Genomic DNA, 19265 nt, shown 5'->3' on the forward strand with positions numbered 1-19265 from the left:
ATAGCAGGTGCCCGGACATGGTATATATACAGGTATGCTGCATGCCCGTACTTAATGCAGAAGGCGATTGGTAAAAATATCATGTTCTTCTCCCTGCTACGAACAAAAGCAAGCTTCATAAAGGGTTCTTTTCTGTAAACCCCACTTCTTCTCCCTCAGAGCTAAAGCACAACGTTTCAATATCTATTTGGGCATACTTTTCTTACTTCAGCCCCAGGAATAAACGGGGTTTGCAGTAAATCGGCAGGCGATACTGCAATTTATTGCAGTTTTTTATCTTAAAAAATGCAGTATATTGCTATTAATTTTTGTAATTTTAATTTGAATAGCAGCATTTGCTATCGGTTCGGGGGTACCCCGGCATTTAGTATTCAACATTAAACCAACTCATCATGATAGCCGAAGAACAGCTACGGAACCTAAAGGATATCAGTTACCAGGAAGCGGGGATCTACGAGAATACCCGATTTGAAAAAATTCACAATGTGGTTTACGATGATGCGCATTTCGCCTCCACGGTAGTGGCCATGGAGATCGCAGCGCTCATCCGCCAGAAAGAGGTGGAAGGCAAGCCCTGTGTGCTCGGACTGGCAACAGGATCTTCCCCTATACGGGTTTATGAAGAATTGGTGCGCATGCACAGGGAAGAAGGACTCAGTTTTAAGAACGTGGTCACCTTTAACCTGGATGAGTACTATCCGATGACAGCTCAGAACGTACAGAGCTATCATTATTTTATGCATGAATATTTATTCCGTCACATCGACATTCCCGAAGATCAGATCAATATTCCCAAGGGCGACATTGAGCCTGAGGAGGTGCTGGAATTTTGTGTGAATTATGAGAAGAAGATAAAGTCATATGGAGGGCTGGATTTTCAGCTTTTAGGGATCGGAAGAACCGGACATATCGGGTTTAATGAGCCCGGATCTCATTACAATTCGCGTACGCGGCTCATCACCCTTGATCACCTTACCCGTTCAGATGCAGCTCCGTCATTTTTAGGAATCGAAAATGTACCCAAAAAGGCCATCACCATGGGGGTGCGATCGGTACTGGATGCCCGGCGTATCGTTTTGCTGGCCTGGGGACAAAACAAGGCGGAGATCGTTCAGAAGGCGGTCGAAGGACCGGTGACTTCACATGTGCCCTCTACCTATTTACAGGAACATAAGAACACCACCTTTATCATGGATAAGGGGGCTGCGGCAGAGCTTACACGAATAAAAACGCCCTGGCTGGTAGGTCCTTGTGAGTGGACAACGGAGCTTACCAGAAAAGCCGTGGTCTGGTTATGCGACAGGACGGAGAAATCCATTCTCAGACTCACCGATAAGGATTATAACGATAACGGAATGGAAGGCCTTCTCACTAAGGAAGGATCCTCCTACGATCTTAATATCAAAATGTTTAACGTATTGCAGCACACCATTTCGGGGTGGCCGGGCGGTAAGCCCGGGGCAGACGATTCCAATCGTCCGGAGCGCTCTGAACCTGCGAGAAAACGGGTGCTTATCCTGAGTCCGCACCCTGATGACGACGTGATCTCCATGGGAGGCACCTTTGATCGCCTGGTAGAGCAGGGGCATGAGGTGCATGTGGCTTACCAGACTTCAGGCAATATCGCGGTATCCAATCATGAGGCCTTAAAGTTTGCAGAGGTGGCCACAAAGCTTAATCCGGATTCAGCTGTCTTTAAAGACATTATTAAGAGTATAAAAGCGCACGACGACGGAAGTATTGACGCTCCTGAGGTGAGAGCTCTCAAGGGACTGATACGGCAAAAGGAATCACTTGGAGCTGCCAGGTACCTTGGGCTGGCTGACGATCATGTTCATTTCCTCAATCTCCCTTTTTATGAAACTGGAGCCATAAAGAAAAAACCCCTGGGCCAGGATGATATTGACATCATGTGTAGCCTGATCGAGGGTATAAAGCCGCATCAGATCTATGCGGCGGGCGACCTTGCAGATCCGCACGGAACGCACAAGGTTTGTCTGGATGCCTTGTTTGAGGCACTGGACGTTCTGAAGGATAATGCTTATATGGACGACTGCTGGGTGTGGTTGTATCGCGGAGCATGGCATGAATGGGATATGCACGAGATCGAAATGGCTGTGCCTATGAGTCCCGATCAGGTACTTAAAAAGCGCAGCGCCATTTTCTTTCATCAGTCCCAAAAAGACGGGGTGATGTTCCAGGGCGACGATTCGAGGGAGTTCTGGGTACGGGCAGAAGAAAGGAACAAACATACTGCGGCTAAATCTCACAAGCTTGGTCTTGCCGATTACGCCGCAATTGAGGCCTTTAAGCGGTATCATTTTAAACAAACGAAATGATCCTGGTAGCAGATGGCGGATCTACCAAATGCGACTGGATCTTGTATAATGCGCAAACGGAAGAAAAGACCAGGTTTCGTACGCGCGGATTAAATCCCGGGTTGCTCCGGAAGGAAGATCTAGAGGCGCGGCTATTGGAATGTGCAGAGCTCACAGCGGTCAGGCACCTTGTAAAAGAGGTGTATTTCTATGGGGCCGGATGCGGTGCTGCAGTTTCTCAGGATTTTCTAAAGGAGATCTTCAGGTCATTCTTTCAGTCGGCCACCAGGTTTACCGTCCGGGAGGATATCCTTGGAGCGGTATACAGCTGTACCAGGACCCCCGGAGTTGTAGCCATTCTGGGAACCGGTTCCAATTGCTGTTTTTATAACGGATCGGAAGTGGAGATCAGGCAACCTTCTCTCGGGTATATGCTGATGGATGATGGGAGCGGAAATCACCTGGGTCGGGTACTGCTCAAGGCGTTTTATTATAACCGGTTGCCGGAAGCGCTGGCGAAGCAATTAAGGACTGATTATGAGGTGAGTCCGCAAGCAGTAAGGCAGGGTGTTTACAATTCAGGCTACCCCAATGCATACCTGGCATCCTTTGCGCCCTTTGTCTTAGAAAATCTGGACCATCCCTTTATGCAGGAGCTTACCCGGGATGTGTTGGAATCTTTTGTAGATACACATCTGGGGTTCTATAAAGAGGAATGTTCGACCTACCCCGTTCATTTTGCCGGATCAGTGGCTTATCACGCCCGGCCCCTTTTGTCAGAAATACTAGAGGCCCACGGAATGATGCCTGGTAATTTTATTCGTCGTCCGATCGAAGGGTTGCTGGAATATCATCTGCATCCGGGCACTTAGCTAAGACCTTACTCCAGGAGGCTGACTGCCTGCTGCATCCCCTGCATTTTGGCGTGATCCAGCGCCGTATATCCCGCACTGTCTGTGATCTCTTTTTTTGCTCCATGCTCCAGCAGGAGTTTTACGATATCATCTTTTCCGAAAGTGGCTGCAAAGATCAGGGCAGTGGAGTTATTCCCATTCTTGATGTTTGTATCGGCTCCGGCTTCCAGTAGCATACGTGCAATATTGGTATACCCCTTAAAAGAGACTCCCATAAGAGCGGTGTTTCCGGAAAGGTCTTTGGCGTCTACATCGGGGTTGAATTCCAGGAGCAGGCGTGTCATCTCAATGAGTCCGAAATAGGCCGATAAAAGTAACGGTCCCGAGCCACGGTCGTCTGTGGCGTTGATCCAATCCGGATGCGCGGTGAGGATCTCTTTTACCTTGTTCAGGTGATTGTCGCGGATGGCTGTAAATAAGGTTGATTTTTCCATAGACCGTAAATATAAAAAATAGCAGGATGTTAGAATATGGTTTCCGGTGTTTAATTGGAAGGGAGTTGTTTGCTGCGGTTTCGGTTAAGCACCTGAGGCCATGCAAAATAATTTGCATCACAGAATCCGGGATGGATTCGCATTGTGAAACGGTTTTCAGGAAAGGGTTCCGGAAAAATATGTAGTTTTAAGGGGCACTTTCCGGATGTAGGCGAAGTGCACCAGAATATTTTGAAAAATCGCATTATGGGAAAGAAAATAGATAAGGTTTTTTTTGAAGGGGCCATTCCGGCAACCTTCCTGGCAGAGGTAATCGATAAGCATCGCACCAAAACCGGGATCGGAGCACATAATATCTTTATGGGACAGGTCAGAGCCGATGAAATGGACGGAAAGGAAGTGGCGGCGATAGAATTCAGTTCCTATACCTCCATGGCGCATGAGAAGCTCAGTGAGATCAGGGAAGCGGCGTTTGAAAAATACCCGTTGCATTGCCTGCATATCTACCACAGCCTGGGCAGGGTAAATGCCGGAGAGATTTGTTTTGTGGTGTTTGCCTCAGCCGAAAGGCGCAAAATGATCTACCAGGCTACCGAAGAGATCGTGAACCGGGTAAAATCGGAGGTGCCCATCTTCGGGAAGGAGATCTTTGCTGATGAAAGTCACGCCTGGAAGGTGAATACGGATTAAGAGGTAGTCGGGAGTCGGGAGTCGGGAGCTTGCTTGCCTGTGCGAAGCACGGTAGGTCGGTAGTCGGGAGCTTGCCTGCCTGTGCAAAGCACGGTAGGTCGTGAGTCGTGAGGCTATTATATTGCTTAAAGTTTACTGCCCTTCCGTACCCTTGTACCTCCGTACCCATGTACCCGTGTACCTCCGTACCCATGTACCTCCGTACCCAACAAACTAAACCACCTCGACCTTCACCACATATCCCTCATAACTCCTCACATTAAAAACGGTCTCATCTTCAAAGATCAGGTATTGACCCTTAACTCCTTTTAGCACCCCTTGATATTCCGGGGTTTTGTCAAGGTTGAGGCTTTTTGGTTTTTGTGGGTATTGGAGTACCGGGAAGTCGATATTGGTCTCCTTGTTACTGGCGATAAAATATTCCAGGGCCTCTTCCGGAATGTATTGTTTTAACTGATCTCTGTAACTTACCAGGTCTTCATCATCAATCTCATTCCGGAGCATTTTTCTCCAGTTGGTCTTGTCGGATATATGTTCTTTCAGGGCTACCTCGGTGATCCCTGCCAGGTAGCGGTTGGGTACTTCCACGATCTCTATCGCTTCATGAGCGCCCTGGTCGATCCATCGTGTGGGTACCTGGGTCTTTCGCGTAACTCCTACCTTAATATTGCTGGAGTTGGCCAGGTAAACAATATGGGGTTGTAACTGCACCCTTTTTTCGTATTCCAGGTCGCGATCTTCCTCTCCTGTATGCGCTTTGGAAAGTTCAGGCTTCATGATCCATTCTGCAGCCTGGGGTACCTCGAAAAAACAACTCTGGCAGAATCCCTGGCGGTAAATGGGCTTGTTGAGTCCGCAGTTGAGACATTGATGTTTTATAAAGCGTATACTCACCTTTTTGTCCAGTAATTGGTTGATGTTCAGAAAATCATTTTCAAACACCAGGTAGTAGTTTACCGGCTTGGTGAATTCGGTTTCCATTTTAGTGAGAACGCCTTCGTACATGGTTAAAGTTTTTTGCTATTTTTATCCAAATATAAATCAAAAAAATGCCAATCCCTTTATTTCATTCTGTGGCCTCCTGGCTTTTAAAAAAGCGCTTTCACCAGATCGAACTTTTTTTAAAATATCCCGGAGAAGTCCAGACCGAAGTGCTGCACCAGGTACTCTCTGTGTCACAGGAAACAGAGATAGGCAGGAAGTTTGATTTTGAATCCTTATCCGGGTATGAGGACTTCGCCCGCAGGATCCCTGTGAGCAGGTACGAAGACATTGAGCCTATGATCGAGCGGGCGAGAAGGGGAGAGGGAAATATCTTCTGGCCCACCCCCATCAAGTGGTTTGCCAAGAGCAGCGGAACAACCAACGCCAAGAGCAAGTTTATTCCGGTGAGTAACGAGTCGCTGGAAGATTGCCATTTTAAGGCGGGCAAGGATATGTTGTCCCTCTATTTTAACAACAATGAAGACTCGAAGCTGTTTAACGGGAAGAGCCTCAGGCTGGGTGGAAGTAAGGAGATTCACCAGGATCAGAATACCTTTTTTGGAGATCTTTCAGCCATCATTATTGATAACCTTCCCTTCTGGGCAGAAATGAGCAGTACTCCGAGCAACAGGGTGTCTCTGATGAGTGAATGGGAAACCAAACTGGAAGCTATTGTTGAGGAGACGATAAAAGAGGATGTTACCAGTTTTGCCGGGGTTCCTTCCTGGATGCTGGTGTTGTTGAACCGGGTCCTGGAAAAGACCGGGAAGGAGCATCTTTTCGAGGTATGGGAAAACCTGGAGGTCTATTTTCACGGAGGGGTAAGCTTTAATCCGTACCGCGAACAATACGAAAAGCTTCTGCCAAAAGGAAATTTCAGGTATTACGAGATCTACAATGCCTCTGAAGGCTTTTTTGGGATCCAGGATCGCAATGATTCCGATGAGCTGCTTCTCATGCTGGATTACGGTATTTTTTACGAGTTTATTCCAATGGAAACCTTCGGGACCCCTTCAGAAAAGGTGATTCCCCTTTGGGAGGTCGAAAAGGACCGGAATTACGCCATGATTATTACCACGAATGCGGGGTTGTGGCGCTACCTCATAGGAGATACCGTGCGCTTCACCTCCGTACACCCGTATAGGGTTAAGGTAACCGGGCGAACCAAGCATCATATAAATGTTTTCGGGGAAGAACTCATCATAGAGAATGCTGAAGAAGCGCTGAAGCGCGCCTGCAGTGCAACCGGGGCCGAAATTATCGATTATACGGCTGCTCCGGTTTTTATGAAAGGGAAGGAGAAGGGGGCTCATGAATGGCTTATCGAATTCAGGAAACTACCCGAATGCGAGAACCAGTTCCTGGAATTGCTGGATACCCATCTGCAGTCGCTTAACTCTGATTACGAGGCCAAGCGCTATAACAATATGACCCTGAGAAGGCCCTTGCTTCATATAGCCCGAAAAAACCTGTTTTACGATTGGTTAAAGAAACACGATAAGCTCGGCGGTCAGCACAAGGTGCCGCGCCTTTCCAATTCAAGGGATTACCTGGAGGAGATGTTGCTGATGAACTAACAGAAGGCTAACTCCCTTTAGCCAACGGATCATCCCGCTTTTACACCATGTGATTTTTATTTTATTCCTTGATGAGCCTGTAGATCAACAGGGCTGTTCTTTTGGTGAGCGCCTCAAAGGTGTTGAGGTCAACCGTTTCGTCCAGGGTGTGTGCCCCGGTTCCCATAGACCCGAGTCCGTCAAGTCCATCTACATAGGCGGCAACAAAAGAGATGTCTGCAGCGCCTCTTCTTCCGGGGTCATAAGCCATGACTCCTCCCTGTCCAAGGTCCAGGCTTACCTGGTTTAGCACTTCCAGCAATGCCATATTGCCTTCTGTAGGAGGCATGGCAGGATAGCTGTCGGTAAAGGTAATCTCCGCAGAGGTTTGCGGCAGATTGTTTTTTTACTATTTCACTCATTATGGCCCTGGCGCTGTCTTTCTGGGCTTCTGATATAAAACGCAGTCCACCGCTCACCATGGCTGTCTGGGATACCACATTACTTTTTCCGAAAGCGGTGCCTTTTGTGGGGTTCTCAGAAGTAATGCTGGTGCCTCCGAGAATGATGCCTGGGTTGAAGGTGAGGTATTTTACAGTGCTTAGTCTGTCGTAAAAGGAATTCAGGATTCGGGAAGTTTCGAAAATAGCTCCTGCTCCCGTTCTCTCGTTGAAAATACCGGAAGAATGTGCTCTTTTTCCGGTAACTTTTAGCTGCCAGCCGGAGGCACCCCTTCGTGCAACCGTGGCGTATTCGAATCCGCTTGAAGTTTCAAATCCTAAGGCGATATCACTGTTTTTAGCCGCTTCAACCAGGTCTCTGCGACTTATCGATAAGGGCTTTCCCGTGCTTTCTTCGTCTCCGGTTAGGGCAACAGTGATCCTGGCATTGTCCAGTAATCCATTCTCATGCAAGGCTTTCAGGGCGTAAACAATAATGGCATTTCCGCCCTTCATGTCATTGGCCCCGGGACCCGCCGCCGTAGAATCATTGATCACAGTGAAATCCTGGAAGGGACTGTCGTCTTCAAATACCGTATCCAGATGACCGATGAGTAACAGGCTTTTTCCGGATGTGCCTTTTTTCTCTGCGAAAAGATGCCCGGCCCGTTCCATTTCTTCGGGCATAGAAATCCATCGGGTCTCAAACCCCAGCTCGTCCAGCGCTTCTCTGTAGAGCATACCCACCTGCCTTACGCCTTCCAGGTTTAAAGTTCCGCTGTTTGTATTAACCGTCTCTTCCAGGAATTTAAGGGCTTCCTGATGATTCCGGGAAACGGATGTAACAATGGCCTGTTCGGCAGAAGATAAGGTCTGTGCCGGAACAGAGAGGCTGAAAAAGAATAAGGTAAAAAGAGGTAATATGATACGGTGCATAAGTAAAGAATTTAGATAAAAGTAATAAATCTCGTACTTATAAATAAAAAAATCCCGGAATTGCTCCCGGGATTCGTGTATTTATGCAAAAGGCCGTATCAGGATACTGCCTTGAGTTTGTTGATCTTAGCTTTAGTGAGTTTTTCTTCGGCATATGACTTGTCTACCGAGAACTCCTTGTCTTCCCCGCTGGGCAGTTCAAACATGGCATCGGTAAGAATGGTCTCACACAAAGAGCGCAGTCCTCTTGCGCCGAGATTGTATTCAATGGCCTTCTCTACGATGTAATCCAGGGCGTCTTCCTTGATCTCGAACCGGATATCATCCATGTCGAACAGTTTTTCATACTGTTTGATGATCGCATTTTTAGGTTCGGTAAGAATTGCACGCAGGGTCTTGGCATCCAGTGGATCCATATGGGTAAGCACCGGTAATCGGCCGATGATCTCCGGGATAAGTCCGAAGTCCTTAAGGTCCTTAGGGATAATGTACTGCAATAAGTTTTCCTTATCAAGAATTTCAGACTCTTTGGCCGAGTTGTATCCAACGGCCTGCATATTGAGTCGTTTCGAAATATTTCTTTCGATGCCGTCAAATGCACCTCCGGCCACAAAAAGAATGTTCTCGGTATTGACCTCGATGAATTTCTGATCGGGGTGCTTGCGTCCTCCCTTAGGCGGAACGTTTACAGTAGTACCCTCAAGAAGTTTCAACAGGGCCTGTTGCACCCCTTCTCCGGAAACATCCCTGGTAATGGAAGGGTTGTCGCTCTTACGGGCGATCTTGTCGATCTCGTCGATAAATACAATCCCGCGTTCTGCTTTTTCAAGGTTGTAATCTGCTGCCTGTAACAGTCGGGTCAGGATGCTTTCCACATCCTCCCCTACATATCCGGCCTCCGTAAGTACGGTCGCATCAACAATAGCCAGGGGTACATTGAGCATCTTGGCTATGGTTTTGGCGATAAGCGTTTTTCCGGTACCAGTTTGCCCGACCATGATAATGTTACTCTTTTGAATTTCAATATCATCTTTAGACGGGGGTTGGAGTAACCTTTTATAGTGGTTGTATACCGCTACCGACATTACTTTTTTAGTGGCTTCCTGCCCGATGATGAACTGATCCAGAAAGGCCTTGATCTCTATAGGTTTTTTGAGAACAAGTTCTGCTGAGAGTTCGTTGGACTTGGATTGACTGGTTTCTTCCAGGACAATTCCATGAGCCTGCTCTATACAACGATCGCAAATATGGGCATCCAGTCCTGCAATTAGCAGGTTGGTCTCCGGTTTTTTACGTCCGCAAAAAGAACATTCTAGATTTTCCTTTGTCATTTTAATTCACTTTCAGAGTGGCTTTTTTGAAAAAAACCATTCCTGTTTAAACTTCATTTCCGTCCGGAAGGGATGTGTTTATTTGGTCCGTTCCAGCACTTCATCAATCATTCCGTAATCTTTGGCTTCATGCGCCTTCATCCAGTAATCACGGTCACTGTCTTCATTCACTTTTTTATAGGTCTGTCCAGAATGTTTAGAAATGATCTGGTAGAGTTCCTCTTTTAATTTCAGGATCTCCCTGGCTGTGATCTCAATGTCACTGGCCTGACCCTGGGCACCACCAAGAGGCTGATGTATCATTACTCTGGAGTGTGGCAGGGCCGAACGTTTTCCTTTCTCCCCTGCACAAAGCAATACAGCTCCCATAGATGCCGCCATTCCGGTGCAGATCGTGGCTACATCCGGTTTAATGTACTGCATGGTGTCGTATATCCCCAGGCCTGCGTAAACGCTTCCTCCCGGAGAATTGATATAGATCTGAATGTCTTTTGAAGCATCTGTGCTTTCCAGGAATAACAACTGGGCCTGAACGATATTGGCGACCTGGTCGTTAATAGCCGTTCCCAGAAAGATGATTCGATCCATCATAAGCCTTGAAAACACGTCCATGGCTACGGCATTCATCTGGCGTTCTTCGATAATATTCGGAGTGAGCCCGACCGGGGTCAGCGAACTTACGATCTTGTCGTAATAGGTGCTGCTTATTCCCTGATCTTTGGTTGCAAAGGCTCTGAATTCTCTTTCTATGTTCATAGGTGTTTGATTGACTATAGATTTGTATAAAAAAGGCGTTAAACCTTACGTTCTAACGCCTTAAATATACTTATTTATTTTTTACACAGATTACCCATAAACCTCTTTAACGAAGTCTTCATAGGTGATCTCTTTGGTCTTCAGGTTTGCCTTTTCCTTGTAAAGGTCAACCAGTTTCTGACTCATTAATTGTTCAGACAATCTTTTGGCTTCTTCCTGGTTGGATAATACGCGACCTGCAATATCTTCCAGTACCTTTTCATCCGGATCGGTCTGACCGAATTGTGCCATTTGCATTCTGACGTAATCCTTGGCGAATTCAACAAGATCCTGATATTTGGTTTCAATACCATTGTCTTTCATGAGTTTGCCTTCGATAAGTTGGTAACGCAGCCCTTTCTCAGACTTTTCGTATTCCTCGCTGGCTTGCTCCTCGGTAAGTTCGCTTTCTCCGGTAACCTGAATCCACTTTTTAAGGAATTCGGCAGGAAGGGCGAAATCAGTGTGCTCTACCAGATATTCGGTGATGTCATTTAACAGTTTCTGATCAGACTGCTGCTGGAATTGCTTCTCGGCATCCTCCTTGATCTTGGTGCGCATTTCCGCTTCCGAGGTCACCACGTCTTTTCCGAATAGCTTATCAAAAAGCTCCTGGGTGAGTTCGGCAGCCTCTCTTTTGTTGATCTCGTCAATGGTGAATGTAAGGTCGATGTCAAGGTCATGAGCCTCTTCGTGACTTACCTGAAGGGCCTGCATTAACTGGTGATCATCTTCGAACAACTTTTTGCTTTTCAGCTCGAGAACCGCTCCGGGTTTAGCACCGGTGAATTTCTTCTGGTTGTTCTTTCCTTTGATCTGATCCAATGTGAATGTGAAGCGGTTTTCGATCTCTTTCTCCTCATTTTTGAAGGTACCTGTGATCTCGCTCTCTTCGCTTACTTCTTCCTGAGAGATCAGTTTTCCGTATTGCTTGGCGATACGGTCTACCTGCTCATCGATCATCTTGTCATCGGCGATGATGTTGTAATGAGTGATCGGTTTTTTTGTATTCAGATCTACTTCGAATTCCGGTGCAAGTCCGAGTTCGAACTCGAAGTTGAACTCTTCAGCATCCCAGTCCAGGTTGTCCTGGGTCTTGGGAAGCGGATTTCCAAGTACGTCCAGTTTTTCTTCTGTAAGGTATTTGTTAAGGGAGTCTTGAAGTAGCTTGTTAACTTCGTCAACCAATACGGCCTTGCCGTATTGCTTTTTCACCAATCCCATGGGAACGTGACCCTTTCTGAATCCGGGTATGTTCGCGTTCTTGCGGTAATCAGTTAGTATCTTGTCTACACGGTCGCTGTAATCTTCTTTAGTGATGGCAACTTTTACAATTGCATTCAGCTCATCAATTTGCTCTCTTGTAATATTCATTCGTACTAAAATATAGTTTAAACCCCTTAATTTCGGCTTGCAAAAATAGTACAAAATGTGAACTCCCCAAAGTTTTTAAATACCTGAATTACAAAATATTAAAATTTTAATATTCCTTAACAATTCTGTTGAGGTTCAGGCCTTTCGGGAACAGGATGGAATGTGGAGCTCTCCGGAATTATTTCTTCCGCCCTTCTTTGGTCATCGATTGAAGTATCGATTGCAGGATGGAGAACAGGAGACTGAAGATCAGTGCCCACCAGAAGCTGCTGACACTAAAACCGTCTACCAGGCTGCTGGCCATCTGTATGATCAGGGCATTGATCACCAGAAGAAACAGGCCGAGGGTGAGTATGGTTACCGGCAGGGTCAGGAGAATGAGCAGGGGTTTTACAAAAAGGTTGAGCAGGCTTAAGGCGAAAGCTACCCATATTGCGGTTCCGAAGCTGTCAACAGAGACACCGGGTAGAATGTTTTCAAGGATAAAAACGGCTAAAGCGCTCAGGAGAAGGTTGAAAATGTACTTCATAAGTCTTGTGAATTATCTTTAAATATAAAGAATTTTCAAACATTCCCCTGAAACTTCAGCTATAGTTTATTGAACAAATACCGTAGGGTAATCTGCCGGGTTCACTCCAGGCAGATTTGCTTCGTATTGTTCGTTGATCGCCTGGATCATCTCGTGTGCAACAATGGCATAACCTCTTGGAGTAAGGTGGATGCCGTCAAGAGAGAAGGCGCCTCCGCTTCCAAACTCGGTGGTGACTTGTCCGCCATTGAACTGATAACCCGATTCCGCGATACGGTCAAACAGGGCTTCAAAATCCAGGAGGATCAGGTCGTTTTGCTGGGCCAGTCCTGCCAGGGTACTGTTGTAAGCGCTTCTTGCCGTGTCGATGGCGTTGATCTCGCTACTGTCAAGGGCATCCTTATCGTCGATCCCGTTAACAGCTCCGATAACCAGGTTGGCTTCTGCTTCCGTGATCTGGGCGCCTTGCTGCAGTTTTCCAAGTACCTGGAGTACATCCGGGGTAATGGCAACGCTTCCGTATCCCTGGGTTTGCAGGGCAGATCGGTCTATGGTTAATAATACCCGCTCTTCCTCCGTCATTTGTCGGAATCCCAGAGGGTTTGTTTGCGTGGCTGGAACATCGATGATCCATCGGTTCGCACCTTCGGTAAAATTGATCGCATACTGGGCCGCAATTTGTTGCGCCTGAGCTGCAGGTACGCCCTGATTGATGAGTCCCTGGGTAGTGATCCCGGCTACTGCCTGGAAGAACAGGGTGAGTTGGGCGGCCTGTCCGGCATCCAGAACCAGGGCGTTGTTGGGTACTGTAGTAAAGAACGGCACCTTGGTTACATCGGGGATATTGATCAGCACCCCTTTAGCACCGGCCGAGGTCATGGTGTTAACCACCTGTGAGGTTACGGCAGCAAAAACATTCGGATCGGTAATGTCATTGCTGTTATACGAGGTGGGGTCGAGGTTTCCGGTTCGGTCTTCTCCCGTTCCGCCCGAAATGGCATAGGTAAGTACATCGTTATTACCGATCCAAAGGGAGAAAAATGTTGGAGACTGAGCAGCCGCGTCGGCCAATACGGTAGATTCTGCATCGCTGGCCATTCTTACAAAGTAAGGGTTGGCGGTCGATCCGATCCCGGCTGCATTACCGTAACCGGGAGCCACCAGGTGATAACTCTTGGCGCCTGGAACGCCCATATTATTGAAAGGTCCTTCCAGGGTGTTGGTAACCTCGGTGGTGGGTGATCCCGCTATGTTTGTAGGGAATGGGTTTCCGCTGGCGTCATAGCTGAGTACCAAACGGGTTCCGGCAATGGCCTGCCCGTTAAAAAGGAGTCCTCCAATATTGTCATTCATCAGGGGCTGGGTGAAATTTCCGCCTCCTGCAAAGGCAAATTTCGAGGCCAGGATATTGGGATAGGAATTTTCCTGGGCGTCAATGTATAAGGCGCCGTCGGCATATCCCGAAGTAAGGGAATTTCCGAGGGCCACATAGGTGGAGAGGTCCACCTGTCCCTGATCGTAGAATCCGACTTCGTCTACGGGGTTGTTGAATTCGGGTTCACAACTGCTGAAAGCCGCCATGGCAACAGCGATATATAAAATCTTCTTCATGGGTATCTTCATTTATTTGGTTGTTACAAAGAGTAAGTAATTCCGAGTCCGGGAATAAAGGCGTTGTTTTTATAGGTACCTCCGAAAGGTGCTGCCTGCCCGTTTTCGAAATAATAATCGTAAGACGCGTCGATCTCGTTAAAATGGATATACAGGAAAGAGGCGTCTATGGCAAATCGGTTGCTGATCTGTACGCTTAGCCCGGCAGTAAAGTTGTTGGAGTTATTTCTGGGAGTCTCGGGGGCAAAGTATCCATCCTGAACCGGAGACTCATCAAAATAATAGCCCCCTCTCAGGGTGAAGGTCTCGCTGGCGTTGTACTGGAATCCAAAACGGTAGGTGGAAGAATCTTTGTAGTTCCGTGGATTAATCGATTCCAGACCGTTTGAGAATTGCACATCCAGGGCTTCATATGCATTCCAGAACACTCTGTTGTAATCAAACGCAACCAGCCATTTTCCGTTTACCTGGTAGGATGCTCCAACAGATAGTTCTGCTGGAAGCGGGAGGTCGGCATCAAAAGTACCGTCGGCGAACTGGTTTTGAAGGTTCTCCGGGATATTTCTGAAATCTGCATTCCCGTCCCGGGCCTCCACATTGATCTCAGAGCGGTAGTTGATCCCCATGGTGAGCTTGTCTGTAGGCTTAAACATCAGTCCGGCAGTGTAGCCCCATGCTCCGATCCCGCTTTGATCGATGGTTACCCCAATTCGCTCTCCCTCTGTATTGGTGGTGGAACGGTCGAGGTTTCTGCTGAAATTCACATTTCCGCTAACGTAGATCGGGCCTCCTCCTACACTGATCTTATCTGTGATCTTATAGGAAATGGTGGGCTGGAAAAAAATAGCCGAAAGTTCGATATCGTTCACCAGATGCGAACCGGCCCAATTGTCGGGGTATTGCACTTGTGAACCGTAAGGGGTGTAAACGGCAATTCCCAGGCTTAATTTTTCATTGATCTTATACGTGCCATACAGGTTGAACGGGGTTCCTACAGAACTTTCCGATCGTACACTGTATCCGAAAGCTTCATTCTGGAAGGCAATATTGGAGAAAATGGCACTCATGCCGAAGCTTACCGATAATTTTTCTTCCAGAAAGCTCATTCCGGCCGGATTAAAAAATGCCACTTCAGATGTGTTTACTACCGCTACTCCGGTATGTCCCATGGCCAGGGCTCTCTGTCCTTGTAAAGCTACCCTGAAACCACCTGCATACGAATGTGCAAGTGCCAACAAGGCAAGAATCGTCATAAATCTGGTTTTCATAAATCGAATTTAATTTGAGGATAGCCCTGTTTTATTCAGGGCATTCCAGAGGTTTGAAAAAATAGGTTCAGGTATGTAGAGGGTTGAAGAATTCCAGGCTTTTTTTAAGGAATTCTTCGGGATTCTCTGCATGCAGCCAGTGGCCGGCACCAGAGATGTCTTTAACCCCTGCATGGGGGAAATGATTTTGTATCTGTGCTTTGTCTTCGTCTTTGATATAATCGGATGCCGCACCTCTCAGAAATAGGGTGGGACCTGAATAGGTGCCCGCAGCCTGAAGCGGCGCACCAATTTCTTCCATTCGCCCGGCCAGTACATCGAGGTTGAAACGAAACGCGAATTCATCGCTGTTCTTCCGGTAGAGGTTCTTCAGGAGGAATTGCCGTATGCTCCTTATCTTAATGTGTTCAGCCAGCATGGCTTCGGCATCCCCCCTCGAGTGCACTGCACCAAGGTTAATCGCCTTTAACCCGTTTATGATCTGCTGGTGGTGGGGCGGATAATACTTTGGTGCGATATCGGCTACCAATAGCCCGGCTACCATTTCGGGGTGTGTCACAGCAAAAGTCATCGCAGATTTACCTCCCATAGAATGCCCTAACAGGAGAAATTGCTCTATGTGATGCCGGTTGGCGTACTGGAGCAGGTCTTCACTCATTGCGGTGTAATCAAAACGCTCTGAATGAAAACTCCTCCCGTGATTTCGCTGATCAATAAGGTGCACTTCATACCCCTCGTCGGCGTATTGGGCGCCCAGGGTCTTCCAATTGTCAGACATGCCTAAAAATCCGTGTAAGATGAATAGGGGAGTACCTTTTCCTAGTATTTTGCTATACAGCTGTTCTTCCATTTATCTAAGTCTTTCCAGGTACATTTGAACGACGTTCTCCAGGCCGAGATACAGGGATTCAGATATCAGGGCATGACCAATGGAGACTTCCAGTAATGAAGGCAGCTGTTGCCTGAAATACCGGAGATTTTCCAGGTTAAGGTCATGGCCTGCATTAACCCCCATTCCAAGTTTGGTAGCGAGTGCAGCGGCCTCTGCATAAGGCTGAACGGCTGCCTCGTGTGCTCCTCGACTGTAACCTAAGGCATACGATTCGGTATACAGCTCTATCCGGTCTGTGCCTGTGGCCACAGCCCCCTCTATCATGGCGCTATCCGCGTCTACAAATATCGAGGTTCTGATGTTGTTCGATTTGAACTCGGAGATCACTTCTCGGAGAAAATCCCTGTGTTTTACCGTATCCCATCCGGCATTGGAAGTGATCGCATCCTCCGCATCGGGTACCAGGGTAACCTGGGTAGGCTTCACCTCCAGCACCAAATCGATGAACTTTTTAACCGGGTTGCCTTCAATGTTGAACTCGGTGTGTACCACATGCTTCAGGTCCCGGGCATCCTGGTACCTGATGTGTCGCTCATCAGGCCTGGGATGGATCGTGATTCCTTCTGCTCCGAAATCCTGTATGTCTGTGGCAGCCTTCAGCAGGTCCGGCACATTTCCGCCTCTTGAATTTCTCAGGGTGGCGATCTTATTTATATTGACGCTTAATTTTGCCATTGTTGGATGGTTTTTTGGAAAAACTGCACAAAAATACAAAGGATAGACTGCTTTTTTGTTATATAAATTGATTAATTTGCTAAAGAAATGCCGGAAATGAATTTGCAATCCCACATAATGAACGACTGTTTGCCGTTGCTGCCAAATTACTCTGTGGCTATGGCTGGGGAGATGTTTGCCCTTTCAACCTGCACCCATATTCCCGTGGTGGATAACGATAAGTTGCTGGGACTGATTTCAGAAGAAGATGTGGAAGGGTTTGATAAGGATAAGAAAGTGAATGATTACCTCTATCTGCTGGATCATTTTTTTGTAAGAAAACGCACCGTTTGGCTGGACGTTCTTGAAGCTTTTGCCGCAGGAAACTCGAATATTATGCCCGTTCTCGACCAGGATGGAAATTACCTGGGGTATTATGAACTACTCGATATGATCGGACTTTTTCGGGAAACACCCTTTCTGAGTGAACAAGGGGGTGTGGTGATCGTAGAGAAGGGGATGTCTGACTATTCCTTTAGCGAGATCTCTCAGATCGTGGAAAGCAACAATGGGCGTCTGCTCGGAGCATTTATTTCCGATATGCATGACGATATTACCCAGGTTACTGTGAAGGTGAGTTCCTCGGGCCTTGACGATATCATTCAAACCTTCAGAAGGTACAGTTATAATGTGATCTCGGGCAATGAGGACGACAGCTATGTGGAAGAACTTAAAAGACGTTCGGAATACCTGAACCGATATTTGAATATCTGACCGAAAAACACCCCTCCGCCGGTTCGCGGCAATTTGTAATCAAAAAAACCAAAAAAGATAAGCTTTTGAAAATAGGAATCTACGGCCAGCACTACCAGGAAGATGCCGCAGAATATGTGAGTGGTTTGCTCGATCTGCTTCACGAACGACAGGTGGAAGTAGTGTTCGAGACCCGATATTACAAAGATCTTGAATGTCATGGCCTTCTCAAGCGGTCCTACACGTGTTTCTCCTCCTTTTTTGACCTGAACGATTCGTATGACCTCCTCATTAGTGTCGGGGGAGATGGCACCATGCTCCGGTCGGTTTTATTTGTAAGGGATCTCGATATTCCCATAATGGGAGTGAATACCGGAAGGCTGGGGTTTTTGGCTACCGTGCAGAAAGGCGATATTACCCGGGCGATCAATTCGGTACTCGATGGAAATTATGAGGTGCGCAGGCGAAGCCTGCTCCAGGTAACCACAAGGCCGGGGGTGGAAGCTCAGACAGAGGTGAATTTCGCTCTGAATGAGGTAGCGGTTAGCAGAAAAAACACCACTTCCATGATTACAGTAAATACCTGGCTGGACGACGAATACCTTACGGCCTATTGGGCAGATGGACTTATCATTGCCACCCCCACCGGGTCAACCGGGTACTCCCTGAGTTGTAATGGTCCTGTGGTGACCCCGGCTACCAACGCATTTGTGCTTACTCCCATTGCACCCCATAATCTCAATGCCAGGCCACTGGTTATTCCGGATAAGACACGCATACGCCTTACTGTAAGTGGGAGGGAAGAGTACTTTTTGGTTTCCCTGGATAGCCGTCTGGCTACCCTGCACAACGAAACGGAGATCCTTATTGAAAAGGCCCCGTTCTCCATTGGAATGGTCTACCTCACAGAAGATAGCTTTTTGAATACCCTTCGGAAAAAGCTCCTCTGGGGTGAGGATAAGCGCAACTGAGCACAGCAGTTCAATCAATCAGAGCAATATTTTTGGTAATTTTTTGTTTTAAAAGCACATTCATTCACGTGATATTACCTTTGGTATGTCATATTGTATATATTTGCAAACCTTGAACTATATGAGAACCTTACTTGTTGCCATACTGCTGTGTACTACCGGCTTGGTAAATGCCCAGACCTACGAGCTTGGGGCATTTCTGGGCGGCTCCAATTACATTGGGGATGTAGGGTCCGATTATTTTATCAGGCCTAACCAACCGGCATTCGGGGGATTAGGGAAGTGGAACCTGAGTTCGCGTTATGCTTACCGTTTAAGTGTGATCTATACCGAACTTAGAGGAGACGATGCCGAGTCGACCAATGCGGCCCGACTGGAAAGGGATCTTAGCTTTAAGAATAAGGCCCTTGAAGTTTCCCTGGGAATGGAGTTTAATTTTGTGGAGTTCGATCTTCACGATTTCAGTAAACCCTTCACTCCTTACATCTACGGTGGTGTATCGGTGCTCATGCACGAGGATCTGTACTATACCGCAACCACTAATGCCGAAGCGGTTGCAGATGGCAGCCGAAGTACTTTTGCCATACCGATGGCCCTTGGCGCAAAAGGGAAGGTAGGGCAGCATTGGGTGTTGGGTGCCGAGCTGGGTGCCAGGTATTCTTTTAGCAATAACCTGGACGGCAGCAACCCTTCAGGTAATGTGAACAGTGCCGAAAGATTTGGAAATGTATACAGTAACGATTGGTTCGTATTTACGGGTGTAACCCTAACCTACACCTTTATACGAAAACCGTGTTACTCGTGTTATGACTGAT

General features: G+C 47.3%; 19 protein-coding genes. 7 read left to right on the forward strand and 12 right to left on the reverse strand.

What is annotated here, in order from left to right; translation table 11 throughout:
- Positions 1 to 392: 392 nt before the first annotated feature.
- Entirely contained in the window at positions 393 to 2339 is a 1947-nt protein-coding gene (gene nagB / locus K7R11_RS03840; RefSeq protein WP_224488778.1) for a glucosamine-6-phosphate deaminase, read from the forward strand.
- The gene (locus K7R11_RS03845) at positions 2336 to 3190 is read left to right on the forward strand and encodes an N-acetylglucosamine kinase (protein WP_224488780.1); all 855 of its coding nucleotides are present in this window, start codon (positions 2336 to 2338) and stop codon (positions 3188 to 3190) included. Before nagB ends, K7R11_RS03845 begins: the two co-directional genes overlap by 4 nt.
- Positions 3191 to 3198: 8 nt before the next feature.
- Here K7R11_RS03845 and K7R11_RS03850 read toward each other — a convergent pair whose 3' ends face one another.
- Positions 3199 to 3666, reverse strand: a complete 468-nt coding sequence (locus K7R11_RS03850; protein WP_224488782.1) for an ankyrin repeat domain-containing protein — start codon at positions 3664 to 3666, stop codon at positions 3199 to 3201.
- 246 nt (positions 3667 to 3912) lie between these two features.
- Here K7R11_RS03850 and K7R11_RS03855 point away from each other — a divergent pair, with 246 nt between their 5' ends.
- Entirely contained in the window at positions 3913 to 4356 is a 444-nt protein-coding gene (locus tag K7R11_RS03855) for a molybdenum cofactor biosynthesis protein MoaE (RefSeq protein WP_224488784.1), read from the forward strand.
- A 213-nt stretch (positions 4357 to 4569) separates the two neighbouring features.
- Here K7R11_RS03855 and K7R11_RS03860 read toward each other — a convergent pair whose 3' ends face one another.
- Positions 4570 to 5361, reverse strand: coding sequence for a DUF2797 domain-containing protein (locus K7R11_RS03860; RefSeq protein WP_224488785.1), 792 nt, complete (start codon positions 5359 to 5361; stop codon positions 4570 to 4572).
- A gap of 44 nt (positions 5362 to 5405) precedes the next feature.
- Between K7R11_RS03860 and K7R11_RS03865 the strand changes: the two genes are divergently transcribed.
- A complete protein-coding gene (locus K7R11_RS03865; RefSeq protein WP_224488786.1) occupies positions 5406 to 6917 on the forward strand; it encodes a GH3 auxin-responsive promoter family protein in 1512 nt (503 codons plus the stop codon).
- Positions 6918 to 6978: 61 nt separating this feature from the next.
- Here K7R11_RS03865 and K7R11_RS15080 read toward each other — a convergent pair whose 3' ends face one another.
- The 10 genes from K7R11_RS15080 to K7R11_RS03910 form a co-directional block, all read right to left on the reverse strand.
- A complete protein-coding gene (locus K7R11_RS15080) occupies positions 6979 to 7209 on the reverse strand; it encodes a hypothetical protein (RefSeq protein ID WP_317196463.1) in 231 nt (76 codons plus the stop codon).
- A complete protein-coding gene (locus K7R11_RS03870) occupies positions 7157 to 8272 on the reverse strand; it encodes a M20/M25/M40 family metallo-hydrolase (RefSeq protein ID WP_317196464.1) in 1116 nt (371 codons plus the stop codon). The genes K7R11_RS15080 and K7R11_RS03870 overlap by 53 nt, the downstream gene beginning before the upstream one ends.
- 98 nt (positions 8273 to 8370) lie before the next feature.
- Entirely contained in the window at positions 8371 to 9603 is a 1233-nt protein-coding gene (gene clpX / locus K7R11_RS03875; RefSeq protein ID WP_224488787.1) for an ATP-dependent Clp protease ATP-binding subunit ClpX, read from the reverse strand.
- Positions 9604 to 9681: 78 nt separating this feature from the next.
- Positions 9682 to 10359, reverse strand: coding sequence for an ATP-dependent Clp endopeptidase proteolytic subunit ClpP (gene clpP, locus K7R11_RS03880; protein ID WP_224488788.1), 678 nt, complete (start codon positions 10357 to 10359; stop codon positions 9682 to 9684).
- Between the two features lie 90 nt (positions 10360 to 10449).
- Positions 10450 to 11772: a trigger factor gene (gene tig, locus K7R11_RS03885; protein WP_224488789.1), complete on the reverse strand. Its 1323-nt coding sequence runs from the start codon at positions 11770 to 11772 to the stop codon at positions 10450 to 10452.
- Positions 11773 to 11950: 178 nt separating this feature from the next.
- The gene (locus K7R11_RS03890; RefSeq protein ID WP_224488791.1) at positions 11951 to 12301 is read right to left on the reverse strand and encodes a phage holin family protein; all 351 of its coding nucleotides are present in this window, start codon (positions 12299 to 12301) and stop codon (positions 11951 to 11953) included.
- A 66-nt stretch (positions 12302 to 12367) separates the two neighbouring features.
- Entirely contained in the window at positions 12368 to 13912 is a 1545-nt protein-coding gene (locus tag K7R11_RS03895) for an SGNH/GDSL hydrolase family protein (protein WP_224488793.1), read from the reverse strand.
- A gap of 23 nt (positions 13913 to 13935) precedes the next feature.
- Positions 13936 to 15180: an OmpP1/FadL family transporter gene (locus tag K7R11_RS03900; protein ID WP_224488795.1), complete on the reverse strand. Its 1245-nt coding sequence runs from the start codon at positions 15178 to 15180 to the stop codon at positions 13936 to 13938.
- Between the two features lie 67 nt (positions 15181 to 15247).
- Entirely contained in the window at positions 15248 to 16030 is a 783-nt protein-coding gene (locus K7R11_RS03905; protein WP_224488796.1) for an alpha/beta fold hydrolase, read from the reverse strand.
- Complete coding sequence (locus tag K7R11_RS03910) at positions 16031 to 16747, reverse strand: pyridoxine 5'-phosphate synthase (protein WP_224488797.1); 717 nt, start codon at positions 16745 to 16747, stop codon at positions 16031 to 16033. It lies immediately after the preceding gene.
- 117 nt (positions 16748 to 16864) lie between these two features.
- Here K7R11_RS03910 and K7R11_RS03915 point away from each other — a divergent pair, with 117 nt between their 5' ends.
- From K7R11_RS03915 to porG, 3 genes are all read left to right on the forward strand, one after another.
- Positions 16865 to 17500, forward strand: a complete 636-nt coding sequence (locus tag K7R11_RS03915) for a CBS domain-containing protein (protein ID WP_317196465.1) — start codon at positions 16865 to 16867, stop codon at positions 17498 to 17500.
- Positions 17501 to 17565: 65 nt separating this feature from the next.
- Positions 17566 to 18450 carry an NAD kinase gene (locus K7R11_RS03920; protein ID WP_224488799.1) on the forward strand — a complete coding sequence of 295 codons (885 nt, stop codon included), beginning with the start codon at positions 17566 to 17568 and terminating at the stop codon, positions 18448 to 18450.
- A 121-nt stretch (positions 18451 to 18571) separates the two neighbouring features.
- Complete coding sequence (gene porG / locus K7R11_RS03925) at positions 18572 to 19264, forward strand: type IX secretion system protein PorG (protein WP_224488800.1); 693 nt, start codon at positions 18572 to 18574, stop codon at positions 19262 to 19264.
- Position 19265: the final 1 nt, after the last annotated feature.

It is taken from the genome of Robertkochia flava (assembly GCF_020166515.1).
Lineage (GTDB): Bacteria > Bacteroidota > Bacteroidia > Flavobacteriales > Flavobacteriaceae > Robertkochia > Robertkochia flava.

Excerpts from the sequence above, each read along its gene's own strand:
- K7R11_RS03865 (WP_224488786.1), top strand. The coding sequence starts at position 5,406 with ATGCCAATCCCTTTATTTCATTCTGTGGCCTCCTGGCTTTTAAAAAAG.
- clpP (WP_224488788.1), bottom strand. The coding sequence starts at position 10,359 with ATGAACATAGAAAGAGAATTCAGAGCCTTTGCAACCAAAGATCAGGGA.
- tig (WP_224488789.1), bottom strand. The coding sequence starts at position 11,772 with ATGAATATTACAAGAGAGCAAATTGATGAGCTGAATGCAATTGTAAAA.
- K7R11_RS03895 (WP_224488793.1), bottom strand. The coding sequence starts at position 13,912 with ATGAAGAAGATTTTATATATCGCTGTTGCCATGGCGGCTTTCAGCAGT.
- K7R11_RS03905 (WP_224488796.1), bottom strand. The coding sequence starts at position 16,030 with ATGGAAGAACAGCTGTATAGCAAAATACTAGGAAAAGGTACTCCCCTA.
- K7R11_RS03860 (WP_224488785.1), bottom strand. The coding sequence starts at position 5,361 with ATGTACGAAGGCGTTCTCACTAAAATGGAAACCGAATTCACCAAGCCG.
- K7R11_RS03870 (WP_317196464.1), bottom strand. The coding sequence starts at position 8,272 with ATGCACCGTATCATATTACCTCTTTTTACCTTATTCTTTTTCAGCCTC.
- K7R11_RS03915 (WP_317196465.1), top strand. The coding sequence starts at position 16,865 with ATGAACGACTGTTTGCCGTTGCTGCCAAATTACTCTGTGGCTATGGCT.
- K7R11_RS03850 (WP_224488782.1), bottom strand. The coding sequence starts at position 3,666 with ATGGAAAAATCAACCTTATTTACAGCCATCCGCGACAATCACCTGAAC.
- porG (WP_224488800.1), top strand. The coding sequence starts at position 18,572 with ATGAGAACCTTACTTGTTGCCATACTGCTGTGTACTACCGGCTTGGTA.
- K7R11_RS03910 (WP_224488797.1), bottom strand. The coding sequence starts at position 16,747 with ATGGCAAAATTAAGCGTCAATATAAATAAGATCGCCACCCTGAGAAAT.
- clpX (WP_224488787.1), bottom strand. The coding sequence starts at position 9,603 with ATGACAAAGGAAAATCTAGAATGTTCTTTTTGCGGACGTAAAAAACCG.
- K7R11_RS03845 (WP_224488780.1), top strand. The coding sequence starts at position 2,336 with ATGATCCTGGTAGCAGATGGCGGATCTACCAAATGCGACTGGATCTTG.
- nagB (WP_224488778.1), top strand. The coding sequence starts at position 393 with ATGATAGCCGAAGAACAGCTACGGAACCTAAAGGATATCAGTTACCAG.
- K7R11_RS03855 (WP_224488784.1), top strand. The coding sequence starts at position 3,913 with ATGGGAAAGAAAATAGATAAGGTTTTTTTTGAAGGGGCCATTCCGGCA.
- K7R11_RS03900 (WP_224488795.1), bottom strand. The coding sequence starts at position 15,180 with ATGAAAACCAGATTTATGACGATTCTTGCCTTGTTGGCACTTGCACAT.
- K7R11_RS03890 (WP_224488791.1), bottom strand. The coding sequence starts at position 12,301 with ATGAAGTACATTTTCAACCTTCTCCTGAGCGCTTTAGCCGTTTTTATC.